Origin of the sequence: Reichenbachiella sp., assembly GCF_033344935.1 — a bacterium.
Lineage (GTDB): Bacteria > Bacteroidota > Bacteroidia > Cytophagales > Cyclobacteriaceae > Reichenbachiella.
Genome location: NZ_JAWPMM010000001.1, coordinates 3,721,344 through 3,742,500, shown reverse-complemented (window position 1 = coordinate 3,742,500; position 21,157 = coordinate 3,721,344). Strand labels below are relative to the sequence as shown.

At 39.7% G+C, this 21,157-nt stretch carries 21 protein-coding genes, 2 rRNA genes and 1 other RNA gene (1 of these 24 running past the window's edge); 11 read left to right on the top strand and 13 right to left on the bottom strand.

Annotated features, from left to right (window positions below; genetic code table 11):
- Nucleotides 1-1,504, top strand: a 23S ribosomal RNA gene (locus R8N23_RS16070); it begins 1,382 nt to the left of the window's first position.
- A gap of 160 nt (nucleotides 1,505-1,664) precedes the next feature.
- A 5S ribosomal RNA gene (gene rrf, locus R8N23_RS16065) occupies nucleotides 1,665-1,776 on the top strand.
- 425 nt (nucleotides 1,777-2,201) lie between these two features.
- Here the strand turns inward: rrf and R8N23_RS16060 are convergent.
- The 7 genes from R8N23_RS16060 to ffs form a co-directional block, all read right to left on the bottom strand.
- Nucleotides 2,202-3,194 carry a hypothetical protein gene (locus tag R8N23_RS16060; protein ID WP_318172634.1) on the bottom strand — a complete coding sequence of 331 codons (993 nt, stop codon included), beginning with the start codon at nucleotides 3,192-3,194 and terminating at the stop codon, nucleotides 2,202-2,204.
- A 208-nt stretch (nucleotides 3,195-3,402) separates the two neighbouring features.
- Nucleotides 3,403-4,649, bottom strand: a protein-coding gene (locus tag R8N23_RS16055) for an IS3 family transposase (protein ID WP_318171684.1) whose coding sequence is annotated in 2 segments (ribosomal slippage) — nucleotides 3,403-4,286 and nucleotides 4,286-4,649 — 1,248 coding nt in all. Because the reading frame shifts where the segments join, the coding sequence is not laid out codon by codon here.
- A 28-nt stretch (nucleotides 4,650-4,677) separates the two neighbouring features.
- Complete coding sequence (locus R8N23_RS16050) at nucleotides 4,678-5,418, bottom strand: rhomboid family intramembrane serine protease (protein WP_318172633.1); 741 nt, start codon at nucleotides 5,416-5,418, stop codon at nucleotides 4,678-4,680.
- Nucleotides 5,419-5,434: 16 nt separating this feature from the next.
- The gene (locus tag R8N23_RS16045; RefSeq protein ID WP_318172632.1) at nucleotides 5,435-6,145 is read right to left on the bottom strand and encodes a cell division ATP-binding protein FtsE; all 711 of its coding nucleotides are present in this window, start codon (nucleotides 6,143-6,145) and stop codon (nucleotides 5,435-5,437) included.
- Between the two features lie 5 nt (nucleotides 6,146-6,150).
- The gene (locus R8N23_RS16040) at nucleotides 6,151-6,354 is read right to left on the bottom strand and encodes a fructose-6-phosphate aldolase (protein WP_318172631.1); all 204 of its coding nucleotides are present in this window, start codon (nucleotides 6,352-6,354) and stop codon (nucleotides 6,151-6,153) included.
- 26 nt (nucleotides 6,355-6,380) lie between these two features.
- Nucleotides 6,381-7,037: a fructose-6-phosphate aldolase gene (gene fsa, locus R8N23_RS16035; protein WP_318172630.1), complete on the bottom strand. Its 657-nt coding sequence runs from the start codon at nucleotides 7,035-7,037 to the stop codon at nucleotides 6,381-6,383.
- A 167-nt stretch (nucleotides 7,038-7,204) separates the two neighbouring features.
- Nucleotides 7,205-7,304: signal recognition particle sRNA small type (ffs, locus tag R8N23_RS16030), an RNA gene on the bottom strand.
- A gap of 121 nt (nucleotides 7,305-7,425) precedes the next feature.
- Here ffs and R8N23_RS16025 point away from each other — a divergent pair.
- On the top strand, nucleotides 7,426-8,259 hold the full coding sequence (locus R8N23_RS16025; protein WP_318172629.1) for a hypothetical protein: 834 nt from the start codon (nucleotides 7,426-7,428) through the stop codon (nucleotides 8,257-8,259).
- 8 nt (nucleotides 8,260-8,267) lie between these two features.
- On the opposite strand, the gene R8N23_RS16020 is transcribed toward R8N23_RS16025, so the two are convergent.
- Genes R8N23_RS16020 through R8N23_RS16010 form a run of 3 tightly spaced genes read right to left on the bottom strand, consistent with a single transcriptional unit; the run spans nucleotide 8,268 to nucleotide 10,807 of the window.
- A complete protein-coding gene (locus tag R8N23_RS16020; protein WP_318172628.1) occupies nucleotides 8,268-8,732 on the bottom strand; it encodes a peroxiredoxin in 465 nt (154 codons plus the stop codon).
- Between the two features lie 49 nt (nucleotides 8,733-8,781).
- Entirely contained in the window at nucleotides 8,782-9,666 is an 885-nt protein-coding gene (locus tag R8N23_RS16015) for a nucleotidyltransferase family protein (RefSeq protein ID WP_318172627.1), read from the bottom strand.
- Nucleotides 9,667-9,712: 46 nt separating this feature from the next.
- A complete protein-coding gene (locus R8N23_RS16010) occupies nucleotides 9,713-10,807 on the bottom strand; it encodes an amidohydrolase family protein (RefSeq protein WP_318172626.1) in 1,095 nt (364 codons plus the stop codon).
- A gap of 106 nt (nucleotides 10,808-10,913) precedes the next feature.
- Here R8N23_RS16010 and R8N23_RS16005 point away from each other — a divergent pair, with 106 nt between their 5' ends.
- From R8N23_RS16005 to R8N23_RS15995, 3 genes are read left to right on the top strand one after another with little or no spacing between them, the layout of a single operon-like run.
- The gene (locus tag R8N23_RS16005) at nucleotides 10,914-11,264 is read left to right on the top strand and encodes a hypothetical protein (protein WP_318172625.1); all 351 of its coding nucleotides are present in this window, start codon (nucleotides 10,914-10,916) and stop codon (nucleotides 11,262-11,264) included.
- 18 nt (nucleotides 11,265-11,282) lie between these two features.
- Nucleotides 11,283-11,945 (top strand): deoxyribose-phosphate aldolase, encoded by a 663-nt coding sequence (deoC, locus tag R8N23_RS16000; RefSeq protein ID WP_318172624.1) that lies wholly within the window; start codon nucleotides 11,283-11,285, stop codon nucleotides 11,943-11,945.
- Entirely contained in the window at nucleotides 11,938-12,216 is a 279-nt protein-coding gene (locus R8N23_RS15995) for an acylphosphatase (protein ID WP_318172623.1), read from the top strand. The genes deoC and R8N23_RS15995 overlap by 8 nt, the downstream gene beginning before the upstream one ends.
- 4 nt (nucleotides 12,217-12,220) lie before the next feature.
- Here R8N23_RS15995 and R8N23_RS15990 read toward each other — a convergent pair whose 3' ends face one another.
- Complete coding sequence (locus R8N23_RS15990; protein WP_318172622.1) at nucleotides 12,221-12,772, bottom strand: hypothetical protein; 552 nt, start codon at nucleotides 12,770-12,772, stop codon at nucleotides 12,221-12,223.
- A 254-nt stretch (nucleotides 12,773-13,026) separates the two neighbouring features.
- On the opposite strand from R8N23_RS15990, the gene R8N23_RS15985 reads away from it, so the two are divergent.
- Both R8N23_RS15985 and R8N23_RS15980 read left to right on the top strand, forming a co-directional pair.
- Nucleotides 13,027-16,251 carry a TonB-dependent receptor gene (locus R8N23_RS15985; RefSeq protein WP_318172621.1) on the top strand — a complete coding sequence of 1,075 codons (3,225 nt, stop codon included), beginning with the start codon at nucleotides 13,027-13,029 and terminating at the stop codon, nucleotides 16,249-16,251.
- Between the two features lie 128 nt (nucleotides 16,252-16,379).
- Nucleotides 16,380-17,969, top strand: coding sequence for an amidase (locus R8N23_RS15980; RefSeq protein WP_318172620.1), 1,590 nt, complete (start codon nucleotides 16,380-16,382; stop codon nucleotides 17,967-17,969).
- A gap of 2 nt (nucleotides 17,970-17,971) precedes the next feature.
- Here the strand turns inward: R8N23_RS15980 and R8N23_RS15975 are convergent, their stop codons facing one another.
- On the bottom strand, nucleotides 17,972-18,544 hold the full coding sequence (locus R8N23_RS15975; RefSeq protein WP_318172619.1) for a DUF1572 family protein: 573 nt from the start codon (nucleotides 18,542-18,544) through the stop codon (nucleotides 17,972-17,974).
- 295 nt (nucleotides 18,545-18,839) lie between these two features.
- Between R8N23_RS15975 and R8N23_RS15970 the strand changes: the two genes are divergently transcribed.
- The 3 genes from R8N23_RS15970 to R8N23_RS15960 all read left to right on the top strand — a co-directional run bounded on the left by R8N23_RS15970 (nucleotide 18,840) and on the right by R8N23_RS15960 (nucleotide 20,383).
- Nucleotides 18,840-19,451 carry a hypothetical protein gene (locus R8N23_RS15970; RefSeq protein ID WP_318172618.1) on the top strand — a complete coding sequence of 204 codons (612 nt, stop codon included), beginning with the start codon at nucleotides 18,840-18,842 and terminating at the stop codon, nucleotides 19,449-19,451.
- 19 nt (nucleotides 19,452-19,470) lie between these two features.
- Entirely contained in the window at nucleotides 19,471-19,833 is a 363-nt protein-coding gene (locus R8N23_RS15965; protein ID WP_318172617.1) for a response regulator, read from the top strand.
- Nucleotides 19,834-20,017: 184 nt separating this feature from the next.
- Nucleotides 20,018-20,383: a hypothetical protein gene (locus R8N23_RS15960; RefSeq protein WP_318172616.1), complete on the top strand. Its 366-nt coding sequence runs from the start codon at nucleotides 20,018-20,020 to the stop codon at nucleotides 20,381-20,383.
- A 1-nt stretch (nucleotide 20,384) separates the two neighbouring features.
- On the opposite strand, the gene R8N23_RS15955 is transcribed toward R8N23_RS15960, so the two are convergent.
- Nucleotides 20,385-21,095: a hypothetical protein gene (locus tag R8N23_RS15955; RefSeq protein WP_318172615.1), complete on the bottom strand. Its 711-nt coding sequence runs from the start codon at nucleotides 21,093-21,095 to the stop codon at nucleotides 20,385-20,387.
- Between the last annotated feature and the right edge of the window lie 62 nt (nucleotides 21,096-21,157).

The following is a 21,157-nucleotide window of genomic DNA, read 5'->3' as shown; positions in this document are numbered from 1 at the left end:
GCGAACCCGAAAGGGGTAGTCGATGGACAATGGGTTAATATTCCCATACTACCATACTCAGTGATGGGGTGACGGAGTAGTGAAAGCGCTGCGTGCTGACGGAATAGCACGTTGAAGGGTGTAGGTATTGGACCGGTAGGTAAATCCGCCGGACTAGCTGAACCTGATAGTACAACAATCCTTCGGGAGCGTTGATATGCGCCTAATCAGACTTCCAAGAAAAACCTCTAAACTTATGAATATGGTACCTGTACCGTAAACCGACACAGGTAGTCAAGGAGAGAATCCTGAGGTGCTCGAGTGATTCATGGCTAAGGAACTAGGCAAAATGGCCCTGTAACTTCGGGAGAAGGGGCGCCAGCTTCGGCTGGCCGCAGTGAAAAGGCCCAGGCGACTGTTTAACAAAAACACATGGCTTTGCGAAATCGAAAGATGATGTATAAGGCCTGACACCTGCCCGGTGCCGGAAGGTTAAGGGGGGGCGTTATCGACTTTTAGTTGAGAAGCGCTGAACTGAAGCCCCGGTAAACGGCGGCCGTAACTATAACGGTCCTAAGGTAGCGAAATTCCTTGTCGGGTAAGTTCCGACCTGCACGAATGGTGCAACGATCTGGGCACTGTCTCAGCCATGAGCTCGGTGAAATTGTAGTCGCGGTGAAGATGCCGCGTACCCGCAACGGGACGGAAAGACCCCATGAACCTTTACTATAGCTTCACATTGGTATTGGGTAAATGATGTGTAGGATAGCTGGGAGGCTTTGAAGCTGCGTCGCTAGGCGTGGTGGAGCCGTTGGTGAAATACCAGCCTTTATTTATCTGATGCCTAATCCGGCTTTGTCGGAGACATTGTGTGGTGGGTAGTTTGACTGGGGTGGTCGCCTCCAAAAGAGTAACGGAGGCTTTCAAAGGTACCCTCAGCACGTTTGGTAACCGTGCGTAGAGCGCAATAGCATAAGGGTGCTTGACTGTGAGGCCAACAAGCCGATCAGGTAGGAAACTAGGATATAGTGATCCGGTGGTTCCGTATGGAAGGGCCATCGCTCAAAGGATAAAAGGTACTCTGGGGATAACAGGCTGATCTCCCCCAAGAGCTCATATCGACGGGGAGGTTTGGCACCTCGATGTCGGCTCGTCACATCCTGGGGCTGGAGAAGGTCCCAAGGGTTGGGCTGTTCGCCCATTAAAGTGGCACGCGAGCTGGGTTCAGAACGTCGTGAGACAGTTCGGTCCCTATCTGTTGTGGGCGTAAGAAATTTGAGAGGCTCTGACTTTAGTACGAGAGGACCGAGTTGGACGAACCTCTGGTCTACCGGTTGTGGTGCCAACTGCACCGCCGGGTAGCTACGTTCGGTGAGGATAAGCGCTGAAAGCATCTAAGTGCGAAACCCTCCTCAAGATGAGATTTCTTTTAAAGGTCGTTAAAGACGATGACGTTGATAGGCTACAGGTGTAAAGGCAGTAATGTCAAAGCTGAGTAGTACTAATTACCTGTAAACTTTCTATAACAGTGCTTTGCACGTTCTTTCTTTCACAATATTCATGTCAAAAACAGTACTAAGTACCAGGTATTTAGTACAAAGTAATAATCAAATGAGATTACTACTTAAAGAAATTAAATGATGTCTTGGTACTATATACTTAGTACTAGACACTCATCAAGACTTTATGGTGATTATTGCGAGTGTGTCCACCTCTTCCCATTCCGAACAGAGCAGTTAAGCCACTCAGCGCCGATGGTACTACGGTAATACGCGGGAGAGTAGGTCGTCGCCAGATTTTATCAAATAGGGATGTTGTTTTTACAGCATCCCTTTTTTTATGTCCAAAAAATGAAATGCTACTACGGTAATACGGGTGAGAGTAGCCGGCGGGGAACGAGCTGTCTATCGATACAACGCTCCGGGATTGTCAAATATCCTGTATTTCTTTGGTTCGGGTTTTTATACCTTATTTCATTCTAATTGGATCTATTTAAAGCCCATTGATTCTTCCTTATAGATTGGTATTATAACACTAGTACCGGACTACAGCGCTGTCAAAGGCTATGGTCTCATTGAAAGATATGGCTGGAGTTTGAAATCAACTCGAAATAGTTGAATGCAACAATGTCCTTGTAGCAAAGTGCTCATTCAAATTTCTTATAGCAGCAATCACATGTATACCGAAAGGCGTCTGCTTTAGTAATAAGGGGAAGTCAATTATTAAAACATTACCCGAACAATTGCACTTCTTTCTACTATTTCAAAACCGTGAATCTTGGCTGGTTGCCAACTTGGACCATTGATAAGTAGATGTTCTGCGTGTTTGTCTAATGTCGGGTGTATGCTTTTGGTAACAACTATCTCATGAATACTTCCATTTTTCCTTACTCTAAACTTTAATTCGACATAATCATCAAAGTCATCGGATTTCATTTGATTGTTGGCTTCAAAGTATGCCACTAATTTTTCATAGCCACCAGTTGGGTATGGCCAGATAGTATGTTCCTCATAGCGATATACATTGCCTAAAGAGTCATATGAAATGCCATAATCCAAAAAGCCTTTCTTATGATATTCTATGAAATAAGGGTCTCCATTTTCATAATACCCTTCATATACTCCATGGTTCAATCCTCCTTCAATTGTTCTTTTAACCGCAATGGCTCCATTTGGGTGATAATCTATATCAATGCCTTTACCATCTTTGACCAATTGTTGCCCTAAAGAATCATATATATTTTCAATATAAGAGAAATTATTAATGTATCTAATTTCTGAGCTCAGCATATTATTGGAATAATAGTATTCCCATTTGCCTATGCGTTGGTCATTTTCATAGCACCCAGCAGAAGAGACGGTACCGTCTTCGTTGTAGTATATGAATATTCCTTGTTTGAGATCTCTATGATAAGTGCCCCTCATTTGAGGTGTATCGTCAGCATAGTAATCAATAATTTTTCCGTGCCAGTTGCCGAGACTATCTTTAGTGCCTATTCTATAATATTCGGCCTTGTATACATATGGGGTAGTGTCCCAGTTTTTATCATAATATTCTCTTTCTTGCTTCAATCCTTGGTTATTGATGTTAACGGAATTTTCATTGGATTTGTAATTAAAATCCAAAGCATAATGGGGTCTTGCCGATTGCGCTAATTGATCTCGGATGAATAGAATGCTGTCTTCATACAAGAAGGAATCATTCTCTAATAGCATTAGAAAATAAAAAATCTGTTTTTTCCTAAGTCTGAAAAAGTCCAGGATGATGGCAGTGTCAAGTTGAAGTGCTTTGGGTAAGTTTTTAATAGTTGCAAATTGTATGGCGATAGAGTCTGGTAAATCTTTTATTACTTTGATTTTAGCTGCGTGCTCATCATTATCTAAGTGACCCGTCCTAAAATAGGTTGACGGTTTTTAAAAAGATTTAAGTAAAACCTGTGGATTGATATTCACAGGTTTTTTCATGTATAAAGTTAGGTGTTTTATAGTTGAGACTTAGATGAGGTCTTTGATTGTTGTAGGTATCTATTGACTCTTTGATCAGTATTTTCAATTCTTGGCCAGTATTGCATTTATGAATGAGGAACTCCCCCTTTAGGATACCATTAACTCTTTCTGCTAGTGCATTTTGATAGCAGTCATACCCATCGGTCATAGATGGGGTGATTTGATGATTACTAAGCTCAGACTGATAAAGAGTGGAGCAATATTGTAATCCTCTATCGGAATGATGAATAAGCGTTTGGGTTGTTTTTCTGTTTTTGACAGCAACTTTCAGTGCTTTGACCACGTGTTCAGCACTCATGTCATCACTGAGGTGATAGCCCATAATCTTTCTACTATATGCATCTGTGACCAAAGAGAGGTAATGGGTTCGCTCCCTACTTTTGATGTAAGTAATATCACTGACAAAAACTTCTTCAGGGCGAATAGCTTTCCGATCCTTCAATAGGTTGGGGTATTTTCTCAACCAATGCTTACTGTTGGTAGTTTTTGTATAATTCTTCTTTGGCTTGATGAGCAGGTGTTCGGCTCTTAAATAGTTGAACAAAGCATCTCTACCCACTTTTATGTTTTGCCGGTCAAATTCACCTTTCAATGAATGGTACAGCTTCCGCGTGCCCAGTCGGGGCATTTGCATCCTTACCTTTTGGACAAGGGGTTTGATCCTGGAGAGTTCTTCTGCTCTTTGCTTAGATCTCTGTATTGATTGATAAACCGCCTGTCTACTAATCCCAAACAGTCGACAGCTACGTGAGAGACTCACGTGCTTTTCTTCTCGGATGCGCCAGATTGTTTGGGTAATCCCTTTTTTCTGATTGAAGTTCCGTGTTCTTTGTCTGAGATGTCAATCATCATATTAAGAATCTCATTCTTCAATCGCTCATCAGATAATTCACGTTCTAATCGCTTGATCTTCTGTGCTGGTGTCTCTTTTGATTTAGGTGAGGCCATAAAGTGTTGCTTCGGGTGACTCCAGTCTAATTTACCATATCTGCGTAACCAAACCAAAACTGTACTCCTTCCTTGTATACCATAAGTTTTTTGGGCTTGCTTGTAGGTCATTTCGCCTTTTTCCACTTCAGATACAACCGCCAGTTTAAAGCCCATGTTGTAGTCGCGCTGGGTGCGCTTTTTCCCTCCTAAAGAACTGCGCTTCTCGTCTTTCATAAATAAGTCGTTTTTGTGTCAACTTATTTCAGGACGAGACAAAGTAATAAGAATTTAAAGCTGATCTAATGTGGTCGTCTTTTTGAATTGTGTAATTGTAGGCACTATAATACTGAGGTTGTGTGTTGGGTATAAAAAAATACAAACCAATTGGTAGTACCCAAAGTAAGAGGCTTGTTGTTGATTTTTGGAAAACCTGTAGTAAAATGAAAGAGCAGGCTCCTGCTAAAGTGCCTCCTAAGTGGGCATACACATCTATATTAAGGTGACGAATGAAAATGGTATTTATAAAGGCAAAAATGATAAAGTTTATCAGGAGTGATTTTCTTTGAGTATTGCTTTCGTTCCACTCTTTGAGAAATAGAAATGCATACGAGCCAAAGATGGCTCCACTAGCGCCAACACTTATCGTAAAAAGATTGAATTGACAACTCGCTATGGATGCCGTAATTCCATAAAAAAAATAGAGGTGTAAGAATTGAATAACACCTACCTTTTCTTCAACTGTTTTCCCTACAAAGTAGAGATTATAGAGGTTGATAATTAGATGGATAAAACCTCCATGTAAGAATACTGAAGAGATTAATCTATAGGGTTGATTGGTTAAAGAATATGGAGCAAAATTGGCACCTTCGGATAACAGACTTCTTACATTAAATGAATGATCTTGAAAACCAAAGGAGATCACATTTAAAATAATAATTAGGTAGGTGCCAATGTGATTTTTGAAGTTTGCAAGAAATTGGTAGGGTAAAGTTGATAGGTGCATAAAGTCGGGTTAGTTTTTAATAATGCCCGCTCAACTCAAACTCTTCTTTTTCAGAGTCTAAGAGCTTGCCTCCTTCGCATTTGAGTGTGCGGTGAGGGTATTCAGTGATAAAGGTGTGATTGTGGGTAGCCATCAGTACAGCTGTGCCACTTCTATTGATTTCTAAGAATAGATTGAAAATGCCATCAGATACTTCAGGGTCGAGGTTTCCAGTAGGTTCGTCAGCAATAAGGATGGCAGGTTCATTGATGAGCGCTCTAGCGATAACCACGCGCTGTTGTTCACCCCCAGATAATTGGTGAGGTTGTTTGTCTGCAGCTGCGCCCAACCCTACACGCATGAGTACTTCTGCTAATCTGGTTTTGATTTTTGACTTATCCTTCCAGCCTGTAGCCTTCATGACGAATATAAGGTTCTCTGTTACCGTTCGATCTGGAAATAGCTGAAAGTCCTGAAAAATGATGCCTATTTTTCTTCTTAGAAAAGGCACGTCTTTAGACTTTATGTTTTTGATGTTAAATCCAGCGACATCAGCGGTTCCCTCTCTTAGATCTAGGTCAGCATATAAAGTTTTGAGTAGAGAGGATTTTCCACTCCCAGTTCGTCCTACCAAAAAGACAAATTCACCCTTTTCAATTTTGAAACTAATAGAACTGAGCACGGCCTGATTTTCTTGATAGATCGTTGCGTCGTTGACTTCTACCACAGGGTTCGAACTAAATTCCATTGTGTCTATATGTTTAAAGGTTGAATTTTCCCGAAAGGAAGTTGCTCTATAATTGCTTTGAGTGCTTCCTCTTTGCCCTCCAGACCATATTTGTCTAGTTTTTTTAACGGGCGATCCGCTCGAAAATAGGCAATTAAAACGAAATCATCATCCCGTAGTTGGATGTAGTCCGGTATTTTGGCCTTTCCTTTTACCTTAATGATGTGCATGAACTACGAGATGATAAAATCAGAAATTAGTTTCCTTTTTGGTGATCAGCTAAGAACTGAGCTAACCCACTATCTGTTAATGGGTGCTTGAGTAGACCCGTGATTACCTTTAACGGACAAGTGGCTACGTCTGCACCAATTTCTGCGCAATGGATCAAATGCATATTGTGTCTTACAGAAGCAGCTAACACCTCTGTATCTAATTCTGGGTAGTTGCCATAAATGTGAACGATCTGCTCGATCAGTTGTAAACCGTCTGTTGAGACATCATCCAAACGGCCAATAAAAGGAGATACGTAAGACGCACCTGCTTTGGCTGCTAATAGGGCTTGTCCAGCATTGAAGATTAGCGTACAGTTAGTACGAATCCCTTCGCTGCTCAATGTCTTAATTGTTTTGATGCCGTCTTTGATCATTGGCACTTTCACCACGATTTTATCATCGATTTTGGCGAGTTCATGCGCTTCCTTCATCATATTATCATAGTCAGTGGCAATAACTTCTGCACTTACATTGTTGTCTACGATATCACAGATTTTTTTGTAATGTGCTAAAATGTTTGCCTGACCCGTGATGCCTTCTTTAGCCATCAATGAGGGGTTTGTAGTCACGCCGTCCAAAACGCCTAAGTCATAAGCTTCTTGAATTTCGTCCAAGTTGGCCGTGTCGATGAAAAATTTCATATTTTCTTTTTTTTAGTGTGAATGAAATTGCTAGTCCGACAAAATTATAAAGAAAAGAATCAAGGAATTAATGATTCATTGATTTAATAAAATAAGGAGCTTGTTGCGTAGCTTCGACACGTTGGAATTGATAAAAAACAGATGACTGAAGAAGAAAAGAGGGAAATAAAAATGGCAAACCCATATCGCACCGCTACGACTATTTACCCTTGCTGCCTTCCGGCCCTGGGGGAGTTCAATAGGAGCTGGTCGTATTGATTTGCCACTGCAAAATTAGAACGATTTTTTCCTAAAGCCAGACATCCTTCAATTATTTTTCAAAGAATTGGAAACCTATTATTTTCAAGGCTGTCTTTTGCTTAATTATATATGGAATTTTAATCAAATAATGAAAAAGACTCAAATATTACTCGGACTTCTGCTGCTTTCTGTTTCGACTTTTGGTCAGACCATTATTTCTCAAAAATCGGATACGATCAATGAGAAGCCAAAGCTTCAGTATTTTGGAGATGACAAAGAGGAAGTGAAAACTCCGATAGTTGAGGATAACCCTAACGAGGAATTACCTATAAGAGTAGACACAGTAACAACTCAGCCTGTGGTCATTAAATACTATCAAGCCACTGAGCCCTATCAAAGAGAAGAAGAACCTAAGAAAAACAAAAATCAAATCAAAACCCTTACTGGTAAGATGCATCACAGTGGTGGTTATGGTGCAGTGAGTTTTAAGACTTCAAATTTTAAAGATAAAACACTTGTGATGGCTGGAATTCGAGGTGCCTGGATAGTCAATAGAACTCTGGCTATTGGGATTGATGGCTACGGAATTATTCCAACTACTAAGTATCAAAATATTGACCCAGATGACGCTACAAATGAAGTTCGTTTACAAGGGGGGTATGGAGGCTTGATGCTTGAGCCAATTTTCTTTTCGAATGAAGTCGTACATATCACATTTCCGGTATCAGCCGGAGCGGGTTGGCTTGGGTATGAAGATCCCGATAATGAAGACTTCTGGGACAATAGAGATAACCTGGTAGATGAAGATGTCTTTTGGTATATCGAGCCAGGAGCTAACCTTGAAATAAATATTGCTCACAACTTCAGACTGGACTTAGGAGTCTCTAAAAGATTTACTCAAGATCTACAACTGGTGAATACCTTGTCAGATGAGTTTGACGAGATTAATTATTACTTAACGCTTAAAATTGGTGGATTTTAAGGTCTGATTTATTTTAGTTGAGTCTCTATGTTGAGTACAGATAGGGTTTCATCTACATGTCGTCGACCATTAAGCTGAGATTTGATGGTATGCATGAGCTTGCCATCTTTGTCAAAAACAAAAGTTATTCGGTCCTGAAGAAGGCCGAATAATTTTCTTCCTACACCAAAGAGCTTTTCGGCTTCTCCATTCACATCACTGAGTAATCTATATTCCAGATGAAATCGAGTGGCGAATTTCTTGTGGGAGGATACGCTGTCTTTACTTATTCCAAATACTTTAACACCGGCACTTTTCAATTCCCCGTAATGAGCTTCGAATTCACAAGCTTCAATGTTACACACCGGAGTGTTGTCTTTAGGGTAAAAAAATACTACTACAGGTTGACCCACATAATCCCTTAGCTTTAACCAGGCGCCATCTTGATCTGCAAGCGTTACCTCTGGTAAATCGTCTCCAATATTTAGTCCCATTGTCAAATGTATTTTAAAGCTAAAATCTAATGAATTTTATTCAATTATATTACCAAAGTGGGCTAGGATATTTTCCGTCAGCAACGTAGCCTTGAATGGTTTCAGCAGCATATTTTGCATCTTCCTTGTAAGTAACTCCAAACCATTTGGCACCTGAGTGAAGCACTGATACTTCGATCATTCCTTTTTTTATCATTTGGTCAATCACTGTTGGGATTTGATATTCATCCTTAGTGAGGTCGCTAGCGGAATTTAGAAAGTCTTTAAACTGAAACTTCAACTCTTCAAAAAGATTGTTTTGAAATCCCCAAAAATTCATTGATGCCAATCCTTCTGTAATCTCAACTCCTCCTTCTGAGATGATTTTATCTCCATCAGCTTGGATTTCATGCGTTTCCTTTATGGAAGCAAGGAAACCATTTTTGTCGCTAATAGATATGCCTCTGGAAACTGTGCCATTGGCTGATAATGTATTTTTTAGATCGTAGCCTACCATGCTGTAATTGTTTGGAGCTGTGTGAGACTGAAGGTAGGTCGCCATTGTTTGGAAGGCGTCTTTTCCGTAGTAATCGTCCGCATTAATCATAGCAAAGCTCCCATCAATTAAATCACAGGCGCTCATTATAGCATGAGCAGTGCCCCAAGGTTTAAGTCTTTGCTTCTGAATCTCAGGATGGATCATTTCTGTATATAAATCCTGATAGGCGTAAGAAATTTTATCTTTGGCTCCTGTCATTTTATTGACAAGGTCGAAAGTATCTTGTTCCACATCTTTATTGATCACAAGGACTACCTTTTCGAATCCATTGTTCAATGCATCGTAGATACTATATTCCATAATAGTTTCTCCGTGAGGGCCCATTGGGGCTACTTGTTTGGCTCCGCCAAATCGACTGCCACGGCCGGCAGCAAGAATGAGTAAAGTGGGTTTCATTTATAAAATTAGTGTATTGGATTAGCTAATAGGTGGCAAGTTAATATTACTCTGGAAATAGAGAAGCATCTATATTAGGAATAACCTTCAATGCATTTTTATAGTAGAGCTTTTTCAATACCTCATCGCTCAAATCCAAGCCATACATTTTCCAAAAGGCATGGTATTTTTTATAGTATGGGAAATACTCGTCGGCAGTTTCAAGTACACGGAAGTAAGTGTAGTATTGCTCTTTGTTGTATGAATCTTTGCCAAACATAACTTTGTCTTGGTATTTGGTTAAAAAAGCTTTTGCCGCCCTGGGTTGTCTACCAAGTTCTGCAATTACTGCTCCGATCTCTGAATACATATTAGGATATTTGTCCATCAACTCACCGAACGTTTTTAGGTCATTGGCGTACCAGCCCAAGTGAGCATTAATGAATTTGGTATTTGGATGCTTTTCGAAAACATGATGTTGTTCTGATATGATTTGTTCCCACGGGGCGGGATCATTTGCGTTGCGCTTTCTATTAGGTCTTACTTTAAGTTCTAGCCAGCGTTCGTTGTTTTCGTCATGCTCGTCCCAAAAAGGTTTAGGATCGGCGGAATGAATCAATACCGGAATTCCTAATTCGCCACATTTTGCCCAAATCGGATCTAGCCTTATATCATCCACGGTAATGCGATTGCCATTTTTATCCGTATGTCTAAGTCCAAGACTTTTATAAATTTTCAATCCATTGGCTCCAGCTTTTACATCAGATTCAAGCTGCTTCACTGTGTTTTCTGACCAATTAGGTTCATCTATGTTATCAAATGATATGTTGGTAAATATGATGAAACGATTCGGGGCGTTTTCCTTTACATTTTTCATTACTCCATTAAAGTGTTCATCGCTTCCCCTTCCTCGACCACTAAGGTTAACCATTACAGCCATATTGAGGTCATCCATATCCTGAACCAGTGGGGAGAGATCCTGATTGTTCATTCCAAATTGATGATTGTGTACATCAACGAAAGGGTATTTGGCTTTGGTAATTTGGTGCTCAGGAACTACCAGGGTAGAAGGAGGATCGTATGTCTCAAAATCCATCGTTTGGGCAATAGTATATAGACACGGCAAGTAAAGAAGAGTAAAGAGTAGTACAGATAATCTCATAAGAATTGTTATTTGAAGTATACTGGATTTGTAAACCAAAAAACGGATACAGAGTTGCGCAATAATAGAGTTAATTTTCGTTATTTTGTAAACTTACAAAGTGTCTATGCGATTTCTTATTTTATCCTTTTTAGGAATATTCTTCATACTCATTTCAAATGAATCAATAGCTCAGTCTTCGAGAGAGTCTGAGGTTAAGGAGGCTGCTGCGTCTTCTTCACAGATATTTTCCACTAAAAAGAAGGCTTCAAAAAAATCTTATAATCAACAGTATGATCAGAGTATTAAGGATTATGAAAAGTTGATGAAGGCGAACAAGAAAAAGTACCGTAAGATGGCCAAGGGTATGGAGAAACCTCAGTATTCAGACCCTACCTATTTTGGTCATAAAAAGAAGCCAAAGAAACGTCCAAAGGGTAAACGAAAGTTTTGTGACGAATGTGGAATCGTCCACTAGCTTCATTATATTTCCTTTGTGATTGCGTCCCCCAATACTTACATAGAGCATACAAATCTTAAGGTAGATCTTATTGATCGTGATATTGATCAATTGATTGCAGAGGCGAAATTGTATGATTTCAAAGGCTTGTGTATACCTCCTTTTTGGGTAAAGAAGGCCAGTCGGGAATTAGCTCAGAGCAATGTGCAATTGGTTACGGTTGTGGGTTTTCCCTTTGGCTACCAGCGTACAGAAACCAAAATCAAAGAAATCGAACTTGCCATTCAGGATGGTGTAGATGAGTTGGATTTAGTGATGAATATTTCAGCCTTTAAGTCAGGAATGAATTGGCCGAAGATTGAAATGGCTAAAGCAGCACAGCTTGCTCATGAAAACAATAAACTGTTGAAGGTAATTGTTGAGACAGCATTGCTATCAGTAGAGGAATTGGTTATCGTTTGTAAAACTGTATCAGATGCTGGGGTGGATTTTATTAAGACATCAACTGGCTATGCGTCACGAGGAGCAAGTATTCAGGATATAGAAATCATGAAGGAAAATATTTCTCCCAATGTAGGAATCAAGGCTTCTGGAGGAATCCAGTCATTGGAGCAATTGAAGCGACTAATAGAAGCTGGTGCAGAACGCATTGGTACTTCGTCAGGTGTTGCTATAATGAAAGAATATAGGGATGAGTAGTTTGATTGGACGATCAATATTGGTATCAGGCAAAGTACAGGGAGTTTTTTACCGAGCTTCTACATTGGAAGAGGCAAATAAATTGGGATTGAAAGGGTGGGTTAAAAACCTCCCAGCAGGAGAAGTATTTATAGAAGTTTTTGGGGAATCTGAAGCAGTAGAGAAGTTAATTGCTTGGTGTAAGCATGGCCCGCCAATGTCTAAGGTTAGTAATGTCAGTATCAAGGAAATCGCGTTTCGAGAAGAGCGAATTTTTGAAATTACCTATTAGCTTGTTAGGAAGCCTTTTTGAGTGACCTTTCTTTCAGTACCACTCTTTTTACTCCATTTCTTTTCAAGATCTTAATTTCAAAGTAATCATTGATAAGACCTTTTACGGCATTTCTTACGAACGTAAGGTTTTTCTTATTCTCATTAAAGACGGTCAAATGTAGGATTCCTTTGATCACACTTGGGTTTTCTGTCAAGTCATTGACCCATCTTTCAAAAGTCTCACCCCACTCTTCTTCGTACTTTTCTTCATGAGACTTTCCGTCCCAGATGATTTCGAGTTGGTTGTCACCGTATTTGTATCGATAAGCGACGCAAAGGTTTTCATAAATCCCTTCGAGCTCATTAGTATTATCATATTGATAATCTAATATCTGTTGAAAAGTATCATCGATAAGTCCTAATGGGTTGAAGTGAATACTGTATTTGTGAATCGTCATTTCAACCAAACGACGAGCGAGATCAGAGAAAATTCGATCTTGAGCAGTTTTAAGAAGTACGTTTTTGTCCTTTTCAAAACTCTGTAGAAATGTTACCTGGTTGATTTCGTGATTCAAAGTATGCGCTTTATTAACAAGTTATACACAAAAGTAGATAGGAAACGCCGTAATTGAAAGGTAATGATTTGATAATAAAATAAGATTTATTCAGGTGTTCAGGATTCGCTAAACTTGCAAAGTAAAAATGATGTAATGTGTTTTGTGTTTAAATTAATGAGGCATAAAGTCACATTGCTTAACTAAATAAACTATTTTTAATTGAGTAACTCAATACTCAAGAAACCCATTATTAACTAATTCTATTCTCAATTATGAAGCAGAAAAACTTTCTTTCTCGCGTACTTCTGGCTTTTAGCTTATTGCTAAGTAGCCAACTACTATTAGCTCAGGGGGTAACCACCTCTGGTATGAACGGTAAAGTGGTAGATGACAAAGGAGCCGAACTTCCTGGAGCTACCGTGATAGCTATTCATGCGCCAACTGGCTCAAAATATGGAGCAGTAACAGATGCCACTGGTTTCTACAGAATCCCAAATATGAAAGCAGGAGGGCCTTATAACCTTACTGTATCTTTCATAGGATTTGAAAACTATACTCAAGAAGGTGTCTATTTGACTCTTGGACAGACCTATAAAATGGATGCTTCTCTTTCTTCTGGGGCGACCGAACTTCAAGAAGTGGTGGTGACTGCCACTGAGGGTGAGGTTTTTGATGGAAACAGAACTGGTGCAGAGACCACTGTTTCTACTAGGGAGCTGATGTCTATGCCAAATGCATCAAGATCTTTGAACGATTTTACGAGACTGACTCCACAAGCTTCATTCACTGGTAATGGAGGGATATCTATAGCTGGTACCAACAACAGATACAACTCTATATTTATAGATGGTGCCATGAGCAATGATGTTTTTGGTTTGGCCGGCAACGGACAAAACGGAGGACAATTGAATGGATTGTCTCTTATTAGTATTGACGCGATGGAGCAGATTCAAGTAGCAGTTTCTCCATACGATGTTACTCAAAGTGGATTTACTGGAGGTAGTATTAGTGCGGTAACAAGAAGTGGAACCAATGAATTCGAAGGGTCTGCCTATTATTTTATTCGTAATCAGAGTCTCGCAGGTAAGACTCCTGGGTTTTTGGAAGTAGACGGTGAAGACAGAGAAAAGTTAGATGATTTTACAGCAAAGACATATGGTGCAAGATTGGGAGGCCCAATTATTAAGGACAAGCTTTTCTTTTTTGTAAATGCTGAGATTCAAAGGGATGAAACACCACAACCATTCAATTTTTCAAACTATACAGGAAGCGCAACTCAAGCCGACATAGATGCACTTGTTAGTCAATTGAATGCATACGGTTACGATCCGGGTAGTTATGAAAATGTTGTTCAGAAACTTGAGGCTGAGAAGTTTTTGGTGAAACTGGATTGGAATATTAATGAAAAGCATAAGTTGACTGTTAGACACAGTTATAACAATGGAGAGAGTTTCTCTCCGAGCAATTCAAATTCTTCTAGGATTAGATTTGCCAACAGTGGTGTATTTTTTCCTTCAAAAACCAATTCTTCTGCTTTGGAACTGAACAGTAACTTTGGTGACAAATCAAATAAGTTAGTGATTGGCAGAACAAGTGTAAAAGATAATAGAGACCCACTGGGCGATAGATTCCCTTATGTCGATATTAGCACTGGCGATGTAGAGGCAGGTAGTGAGCAGTTTTCTACTGCCAACTTGTTAGAACAGGAAATTTGGACACTTACTGATAATTTTAATATTTACAAAGGCAAGCATACCCTTACTATTGGAACACACAACGAATTCTATGACATCAATAACGTCTTTATCAGACAGAATTTTGGAGCTTATAGATTCGATGACATAGCTGGGTTTTTAGCGAATAGTCCTACGCAATTTGACAGAAGTTATTCTTTGGTGGATAATGTTACAGGAGACGGGACATCAGCCGCGGCAGCCTTCAAGGCCATGCAAGTTGGATTTTATGTTCAAGATGAGATCCAGGTAAATGATCAACTTCGTGTGACTGGAGGTATTAGAGTTGATATTCCATTTTTCCTTGATGATCCTGCAGAAACAGTTGATTGGGCGACTACTAAGGCAGCCATTGAAAGCTTTGGCAATGACTTGAGAGGAGCTGAATCAGGAAAAGCACCGGGAGCTCAGCTTTTGGTTGCCCCAAGGATTGGATTTAACTATGATGTAAAAGGAGATCAAACTACTCAAGTAAGAGGTGGAATTGGTGTTTTCACCAGTAGAATCCCATTCGTATGGCCAGGAGGCATGTACAACAACAATGGAGTTTCGGTTGGTGGAACCAGACAGTTTGCTGGATTGACTTTTGAGCCAGATCCTGACAATCAGCCAACGCTTGGTGATTTTGGCGGGACTGATGCCACACCTCAAGGTCAGTTGGATTTATTTGCAGATGATTTCAAATACCCACAAGTATTTAGAACAAGTCTTGCCGTTGACCAGAAATTGCCGTGGGGTATGATTGGAACCGTTGAAGTAATTTATACGAAAACGATCAACAATATTTTCTATCAAAATGTTAACCTTAAGCCTTCGGTTGAAAGCTTTGGAGGCGCAGATAAACGTCCTATCTTCGATCGAGGAGATGAAATTGATGATAGATATACAAGAATCATAGTGGGTTCAAATACAAGCGAAGGCTATACGGCTAACTTCACTGTTTCCTTAACCAAACCATGGGAAAATGGATTGACTGCAGGTCTATCATACAACTATGGTACTGCGCAAGCCATCTTTGAAGGAACGTCTTCTCAAAACTCATCACAATGGAGAGGGGTTTATTCAGTAGAAGGAAGAAACAATGCGAGTATTGGACGATCTGATTTCGATGCAGGCCACAGAATCAACTTGAACGTATCTTATAGAAAAGAATATGCAGGATTCATGGCTTCTACTGTTTCATTATTCTATAATGGACAGTCAGGCAGTGCGTTCTCTTACACTTATGATAGTGATATTTCAAACGAAGATTCAAGAGAAAGAGCTTTGATTTTTGTTCCTGCCAATGAGAATCAAATCGCATTGGTTGACAACGGTAGCATGACAGCAGCTGAGCAGTGGACTGCCTTGGATGCTTACATTGCCAATGATGACTACTTGAAAAATAGAAGAGGTAGATATGCTGAAAAAAATGAAGCAAGAACTCCGTTTGAGAGCATTGTGGATTTGAAATTTATGCAAGATTTCTACCTAGAAATGGCTAACGGGAAGAGAAACACACTTCAAGTTACATTTGATATTTTCAACTTTGGCAATTTGATTAACAAGGATTGGGGTAAAAGATATAACGCTCCTAACGGAGATGGCACATCTTTACAATTGCTTAACTATGAAGGAAATATTACTCAGGGTGGTGAAACCATTCCAACCTTCACATTTGATGGAGCATCTGAAAAAGAAGATATGCTAACTAAAGATGATTCTGGTCTTGTAAGCTCAAGATGGCAAATGCAGCTTGGCGTGAGATACATCTTTGGAAACTAAGATATAATAAGTTTACAAAAACCTTCCTGGGCAATCAGGAAGGTTTTTTTGTGCCCGTTTATAAAGTTTCATTTTCTTAATTGATGTTTTCGGATTAATATAGCTGTTGAGCTTAAACATTCAACCCTATGAAATTACGTTTACATCCCATTTACTTATTATTTGTCCTGTTAGTTTGGAGCGCCTGCCAGCCTCAGCCTCAACAAACCAAAGGTTTTGAACTTGAAGAAAAGACGGTGGCCGAGCTTCAAGCCATGATGGAGAATGGTACGCATACCGCGGTGTCAATCTGTCAACTTTACATAGATCGAATAAATGCGATTGATCAAGGAGAGAATGGCCTTCACGCGGTGATCGAATTGAATCCTGATGCGCTGATGATTGCCGCGGAACTAGATAAAGAAAGAGCTGAAGGAAAGATAAGAGGCCCACTTCATGGAATTCCTATCATGATAAAAGATAATATCAATACCGGCGATAATATGGAAACTACAGCCGGATCGCTGGCACTAGTGGATAGTGAGATAGAGAAGGATGCATTTATTGTATCTAAGTTGAGAGCATCTGGAGCTATACTTTTAGGAAAAACAAATCTCAGCGAGTGGGCCAACTTTCGATCCGAAAGATCATCTAGCGGTTGGAGCGGCCGGGGAAGACAAACTCGTAATCCCTATGCCATGGATAGGAGCCCGTGTGGGTCTAGTTCAGGATCTGGTGTTGCGGTTTCGGCCAATTTATGTGCCATTACCATTGGTACCGAAACCAATGGTTCTATCGTATGCCCGTCATCGTTAAATGGTGTGGTAGGTATCAAACCTACTGTGGGCCTATGGAGTAGGTCAGGAATTATACCTATTTCAAAAACTCAGGATACTGCCGGGCCAATGGGTAGAACCTTAACCGATGCTACAATTCTATTAGGTGCTTTGGTAGGTTCGGACTCGGATGATGAGATGACGAATGATAGTGCCGCAGTAACCTATCAAGACTACACGCAATTTTTGGATATCAATGGGCTCGAGGGAAAACGAATTGGAATTTTTAGAGGGCCAATGGGACTTCATGAAGGGGTGGACGCTATCATGGAGCAGTCATTTGCTGCTATGAAGGAAGCTGGAGCCATTCTGGTGGATTCTGTTGAGCTGGGAGAGATGCACTACTTGGGGAATGCCGAGTACGAACTTCTGCTTTATGAGTTTAAAGATGGCCTCAATGCTTATTTGGCTGGGCTGAGAGAAGATTTTCCTTTTAAGACTATTGAGGATTTGATAGCATACAATAATGAAAACAAGGAACTGGAGATGCCTTACTTCCAACAAGAGATATTTGAACTAGCACAAACGAAAGGAGAGTTAACCGACGAAGCCTATCAAGAAGCTCTGGCGCTTTGCCAGAAAATATCTAGAACTGATGGAATTGATCTTGCCATAGAAAAACACAATCTGGATGCCATAGTCGCCCCCACGGGAGACCCTGCTTGGGTGATAGACCAGATTAATGGAGATAATTATAGAATATCAAGTTCGTCTATGCCTGCTATGGCGGGGTATCCGAATATTACCGTTCCAGCCGGGAATGTTCAAGGTTTGCCTATTGGCATTTCATTTTTTTCTACAGCTTACACAGAAGCAGAGTTACTATCGATTGCTTATGGATTTGAACAGAAAACCAAAGCTAGAATTGTCCCGAAATTATTACCAACATTGGAGTTGCCTTAAGTCTACTCCTCTTTTTTTGGCAAAAAATCTTTAGTGAAATGGGCTCTTTCTTTTTCTTTAGAGAACATCTCCTTATTGTAGGAAACTGACTGACCTCTAGGAATCGAAAGAGATTGCCATTGGTCATTCTGAATCATTTTCCCAATAAACACAATTTGCCCCACATGATAAGAGTAGTGGGAGAGTTGTCTGTTGATGGCTTCTACAACCGTATGCCCTTGATTTCTAATGTAAACTATTTTTTCAAGATCTTCGGAATGCAGGCTGTCGATAGTATCCAGCAAGCAGTTCCACCCTTTATCCCATGTATCTTTGATTTGTGCCTGAGTCAAGTATTCGGATTCGAATTCCGAATCTCGTACTCTCCAGTCTTTTTCTCCATCAGAGTTTAAAAAATCGGTCCATCTAGACAGCATATTAGCAGAGAGGTGCTTGACTACTTGTGTAATGCTGTTGCTTTCCTGGTTGTATTGCCAATTGAGCTTTTCTTCAGGAAGTTGCGCTATGGTCTTCCAGCCAAGTTCTCGATTATACAGCAATTGTTTTTTTATACTTGATAGGTAATTGTCCCTCATGATTGTTGAATAGCGTTTGTTTCTTGGTTAACTAAGAGAAAAAGAAAAGGTTTAGGAAAAAGCATTAAAAGATTTGATATTGAAAATTAAGTAAAATCACCAATTGTAGGGCCTATTTTGATTGGGTAAATTTGGCGTTCGATTTGGATGATATGAGCATTATTTAGGTAGGTATCTTTTGATGTGTGCTACAGACCTCTTATTTTTAATAGTGCAACCATGACGACAGCTAATTGGCTAGGCGGATACCAAACAACTTTAATGCAAAACCAGAGCAACCAAAATGAGTAATCAAATGATTGAAAAATTTACAGATCAGGAAATGGCTGTGGCTGTCGAAATGATCAACAGAGGACTTGATCGAGCAGCAGTTTCACTAAAAATGATCCTTAATAGTCAAATTGAGGTGACCAATGTGGACTTTGATATCACGGTACTTGACAACGAGCCTCAATACTCAACTAAGAAGGATGATCGAATTCATATTCTAAGAACTGAGTTGGCTGGTGAACTCAGAGGTATTTGTCATTTGATCTTTACCAGTGAAGAGGTTGATAAAATCCATAAGAAATGTTTACCTGAAAGTGTAATCAATAGCGACAATGAAGATGCACAGATTATGCGGTTGGAGTTGCTAAAGGAAATAGATAATATCATGGCTGCTTCTGTAATTACTGAATTTGCAAACAGTTTAGATGTGGGGATTTACGGAAATGTACCATCTTTGCACATCATGGAGGCAGGAGAAGTAAATAAATACATCCATGCCGAATCGGTGACCTTGAGTCCATTGATTCAATTTAGCTCTGTTTTTCACACGGATGACATTGATATTAAATCGGATTTCATTTGGTTGTTGGAAGAGGAGTTTATTCAAAAAATAAAGAACTTAGCGTTAAGTAAATAATTATAAAAATACCACGATAATGGGCAAAAAAGTATTAGTCGTAGATGATTCAGCTTATATGCGTACCTTGATTAAGGATACGCTGACAGAAGCAGGCTATGAAATAATAGGTGAAGCACCAAATGGTGAAACAGCGATAGATCTTGCACTGGAACTGAACCCTGATTTGATTACTTTGGATAATATATTACCAGATATGATCGGAACAGATATTTTGAAAGTGTTCAAAAGTCAAAACCTGGAGGCTAAGGTCGTAATGGTCAGTGCAGTGGGACAGCAATCTGTAATCAATGAGGGAATTGAACTTGGGGCTGCAGATTACATTGTAAAGCCGTTTACTGGTGAAGATCTGATTGATGTAGTCAATCGAGTAGTGAGCTGACACCTTTGAAAAGAATGCAAAAGCCATCTCGGTAGTTAACGGGATGGCTTTTTTTATGCACATTATCAAATGTGTTATGCATGCATAAGAAAATCTCTTAAAGTTGTTTTTCAGTTTTTTTACGGTTGATTTTCCTTGTGAAAACGACGTTAATTGCATTCTGTTAGGAAGAGATATGTGGAGCATGGAGAATGAAATTTTAATTGGGAGTAATAGCGACTTAATTGTGCGCAGGTTGGAGCGGGAACTTGCCGATTTGCGAAGGGATTTACAAGTCAGAGTGGTGGATGATTTATCGTCCATTCATTCGTTAATGGATCGTCAATTGGTGATTATTGATTTGTCGGTGTATACGCCGGGTATCATTGATCGTATTGAACAGTTTAAGGCTAGGTTTCCAAAGATTGAATTAGTGGCAGTTACCTATACCAATGATGAATTCATAGACCAAATGCTGATCAGGCGAGGTGTTGATCAAGTTTCAAGCAGAGAGGAACTTCCCTCGATAGTATCGCGTCACTTAAAGCCTGATTTACAAACTACCGGATAGGTTAGAGAGACCAGAAGTAGTTCGCAAACTTTTTAAGGTCTTCTTCATTTTTGAATTTGAGTTTTTCAGTTTTGATATACGTTTTAAGGGCGCTCTGTTGATCAAACTTCAGTAATGTTTTGGACTTGAAGTTTTCTAATACAAAAAGCTCTTGATCTTTACTTATCAGAATTTCTTCTTTTGAAGAGAACTCTGGTTCTTCTTCCTGAGGCGCATAAACATCGGTAGAGGAGACACTCGAATTTGGCATTGCTTCCCTTTGTTCAAAGGATTCGTACTTAAGCAAATAACTATCTGAGCTCTTCAATAAGACAGAGTAGAAACCTCGTCTACCGTAACTTCTTCCAAGTTCTTGAACATTAATGAGTTCAAGCGTTTCAGAATTCTGAAATTGAATCCTTCGAACTACATTTGGCGCACCAACGACCACATGATTATCCATTCGGATTAGGAGCACTATCTCATTGAAATCATATTTAATGAGGACGTTTTCAATTGTATCATTGTTGCTAAGGATGAGGTTGGCATAAGTAAAGTCAGTAGGGATGCATTGATCAGTTCGCTGAGCGGCTTCCTCTAGAGATATTTTTTTTTCATCCGATTGATTCCCAGCTCCATAGCTCAATATTTTGATCCAATCTTGTGAAGGACTTTCCTGGCCAAATGCGGAAAGATTCAGGTAGATAAAAAAGAGAAAGTAGTATGTTTTCATAGGCCTTCTATTGAATTGTTCATAGATAATTTAACTAAAAACAATTCAATAGAAGAATTACA

Coding starts and splice junctions, on each gene's coding strand:
- R8N23_RS15995 (WP_318172623.1), top strand. CDS start 11,938: ATGAGTAGTTTGATTGGACGATCAATATTGGTATCAGGCAAAGTACAG.
- R8N23_RS16040 (WP_318172631.1), bottom strand. CDS start 6,354: ATGCACATCATTAAGGTAAAAGGAAAGGCCAAAATACCGGACTACATC.
- R8N23_RS16050 (WP_318172633.1), bottom strand. CDS start 5,418: ATGCACCTATCAACTTTACCCTACCAATTTCTTGCAAACTTCAAAAAT.
- R8N23_RS15955 (WP_318172615.1), bottom strand. CDS start 21,095: ATGAAAACATACTACTTTCTCTTTTTTATCTACCTGAATCTTTCCGCA.
- R8N23_RS15980 (WP_318172620.1), top strand. CDS start 16,380: ATGAAATTACGTTTACATCCCATTTACTTATTATTTGTCCTGTTAGTT.
- R8N23_RS16045 (WP_318172632.1), bottom strand. CDS start 6,145: ATGGAATTTAGTTCGAACCCTGTGGTAGAAGTCAACGACGCAACGATC.
- R8N23_RS15960 (WP_318172616.1), top strand. CDS start 20,018: ATGGAGAATGAAATTTTAATTGGGAGTAATAGCGACTTAATTGTGCGC.
- R8N23_RS16060 (WP_318172634.1), bottom strand. CDS start 3,194: ATGCTATTAGAGAATGATTCCTTCTTGTATGAAGACAGCATTCTATTC.
- R8N23_RS15975 (WP_318172619.1), bottom strand. CDS start 18,544: ATGAGGGACAATTACCTATCAAGTATAAAAAAACAATTGCTGTATAAT.
- R8N23_RS15985 (WP_318172621.1), top strand. CDS start 13,027: ATGAAGCAGAAAAACTTTCTTTCTCGCGTACTTCTGGCTTTTAGCTTA.
- R8N23_RS16020 (WP_318172628.1), bottom strand. CDS start 8,732: ATGGGACTAAATATTGGAGACGATTTACCAGAGGTAACGCTTGCAGAT.
- R8N23_RS16025 (WP_318172629.1), top strand. CDS start 7,426: ATGAAAAAGACTCAAATATTACTCGGACTTCTGCTGCTTTCTGTTTCG.
- R8N23_RS16010 (WP_318172626.1), bottom strand. CDS start 10,807: ATGAGATTATCTGTACTACTCTTTACTCTTCTTTACTTGCCGTGTCTA.
- fsa (WP_318172630.1), bottom strand. CDS start 7,037: ATGAAATTTTTCATCGACACGGCCAACTTGGACGAAATTCAAGAAGCT.
- R8N23_RS16005 (WP_318172625.1), top strand. CDS start 10,914: ATGCGATTTCTTATTTTATCCTTTTTAGGAATATTCTTCATACTCATT.
- R8N23_RS16015 (WP_318172627.1), bottom strand. CDS start 9,666: ATGAAACCCACTTTACTCATTCTTGCTGCCGGCCGTGGCAGTCGATTT.
- R8N23_RS15970 (WP_318172618.1), top strand. CDS start 18,840: ATGATTGAAAAATTTACAGATCAGGAAATGGCTGTGGCTGTCGAAATG.
- R8N23_RS15965 (WP_318172617.1), top strand. CDS start 19,471: ATGGGCAAAAAAGTATTAGTCGTAGATGATTCAGCTTATATGCGTACC.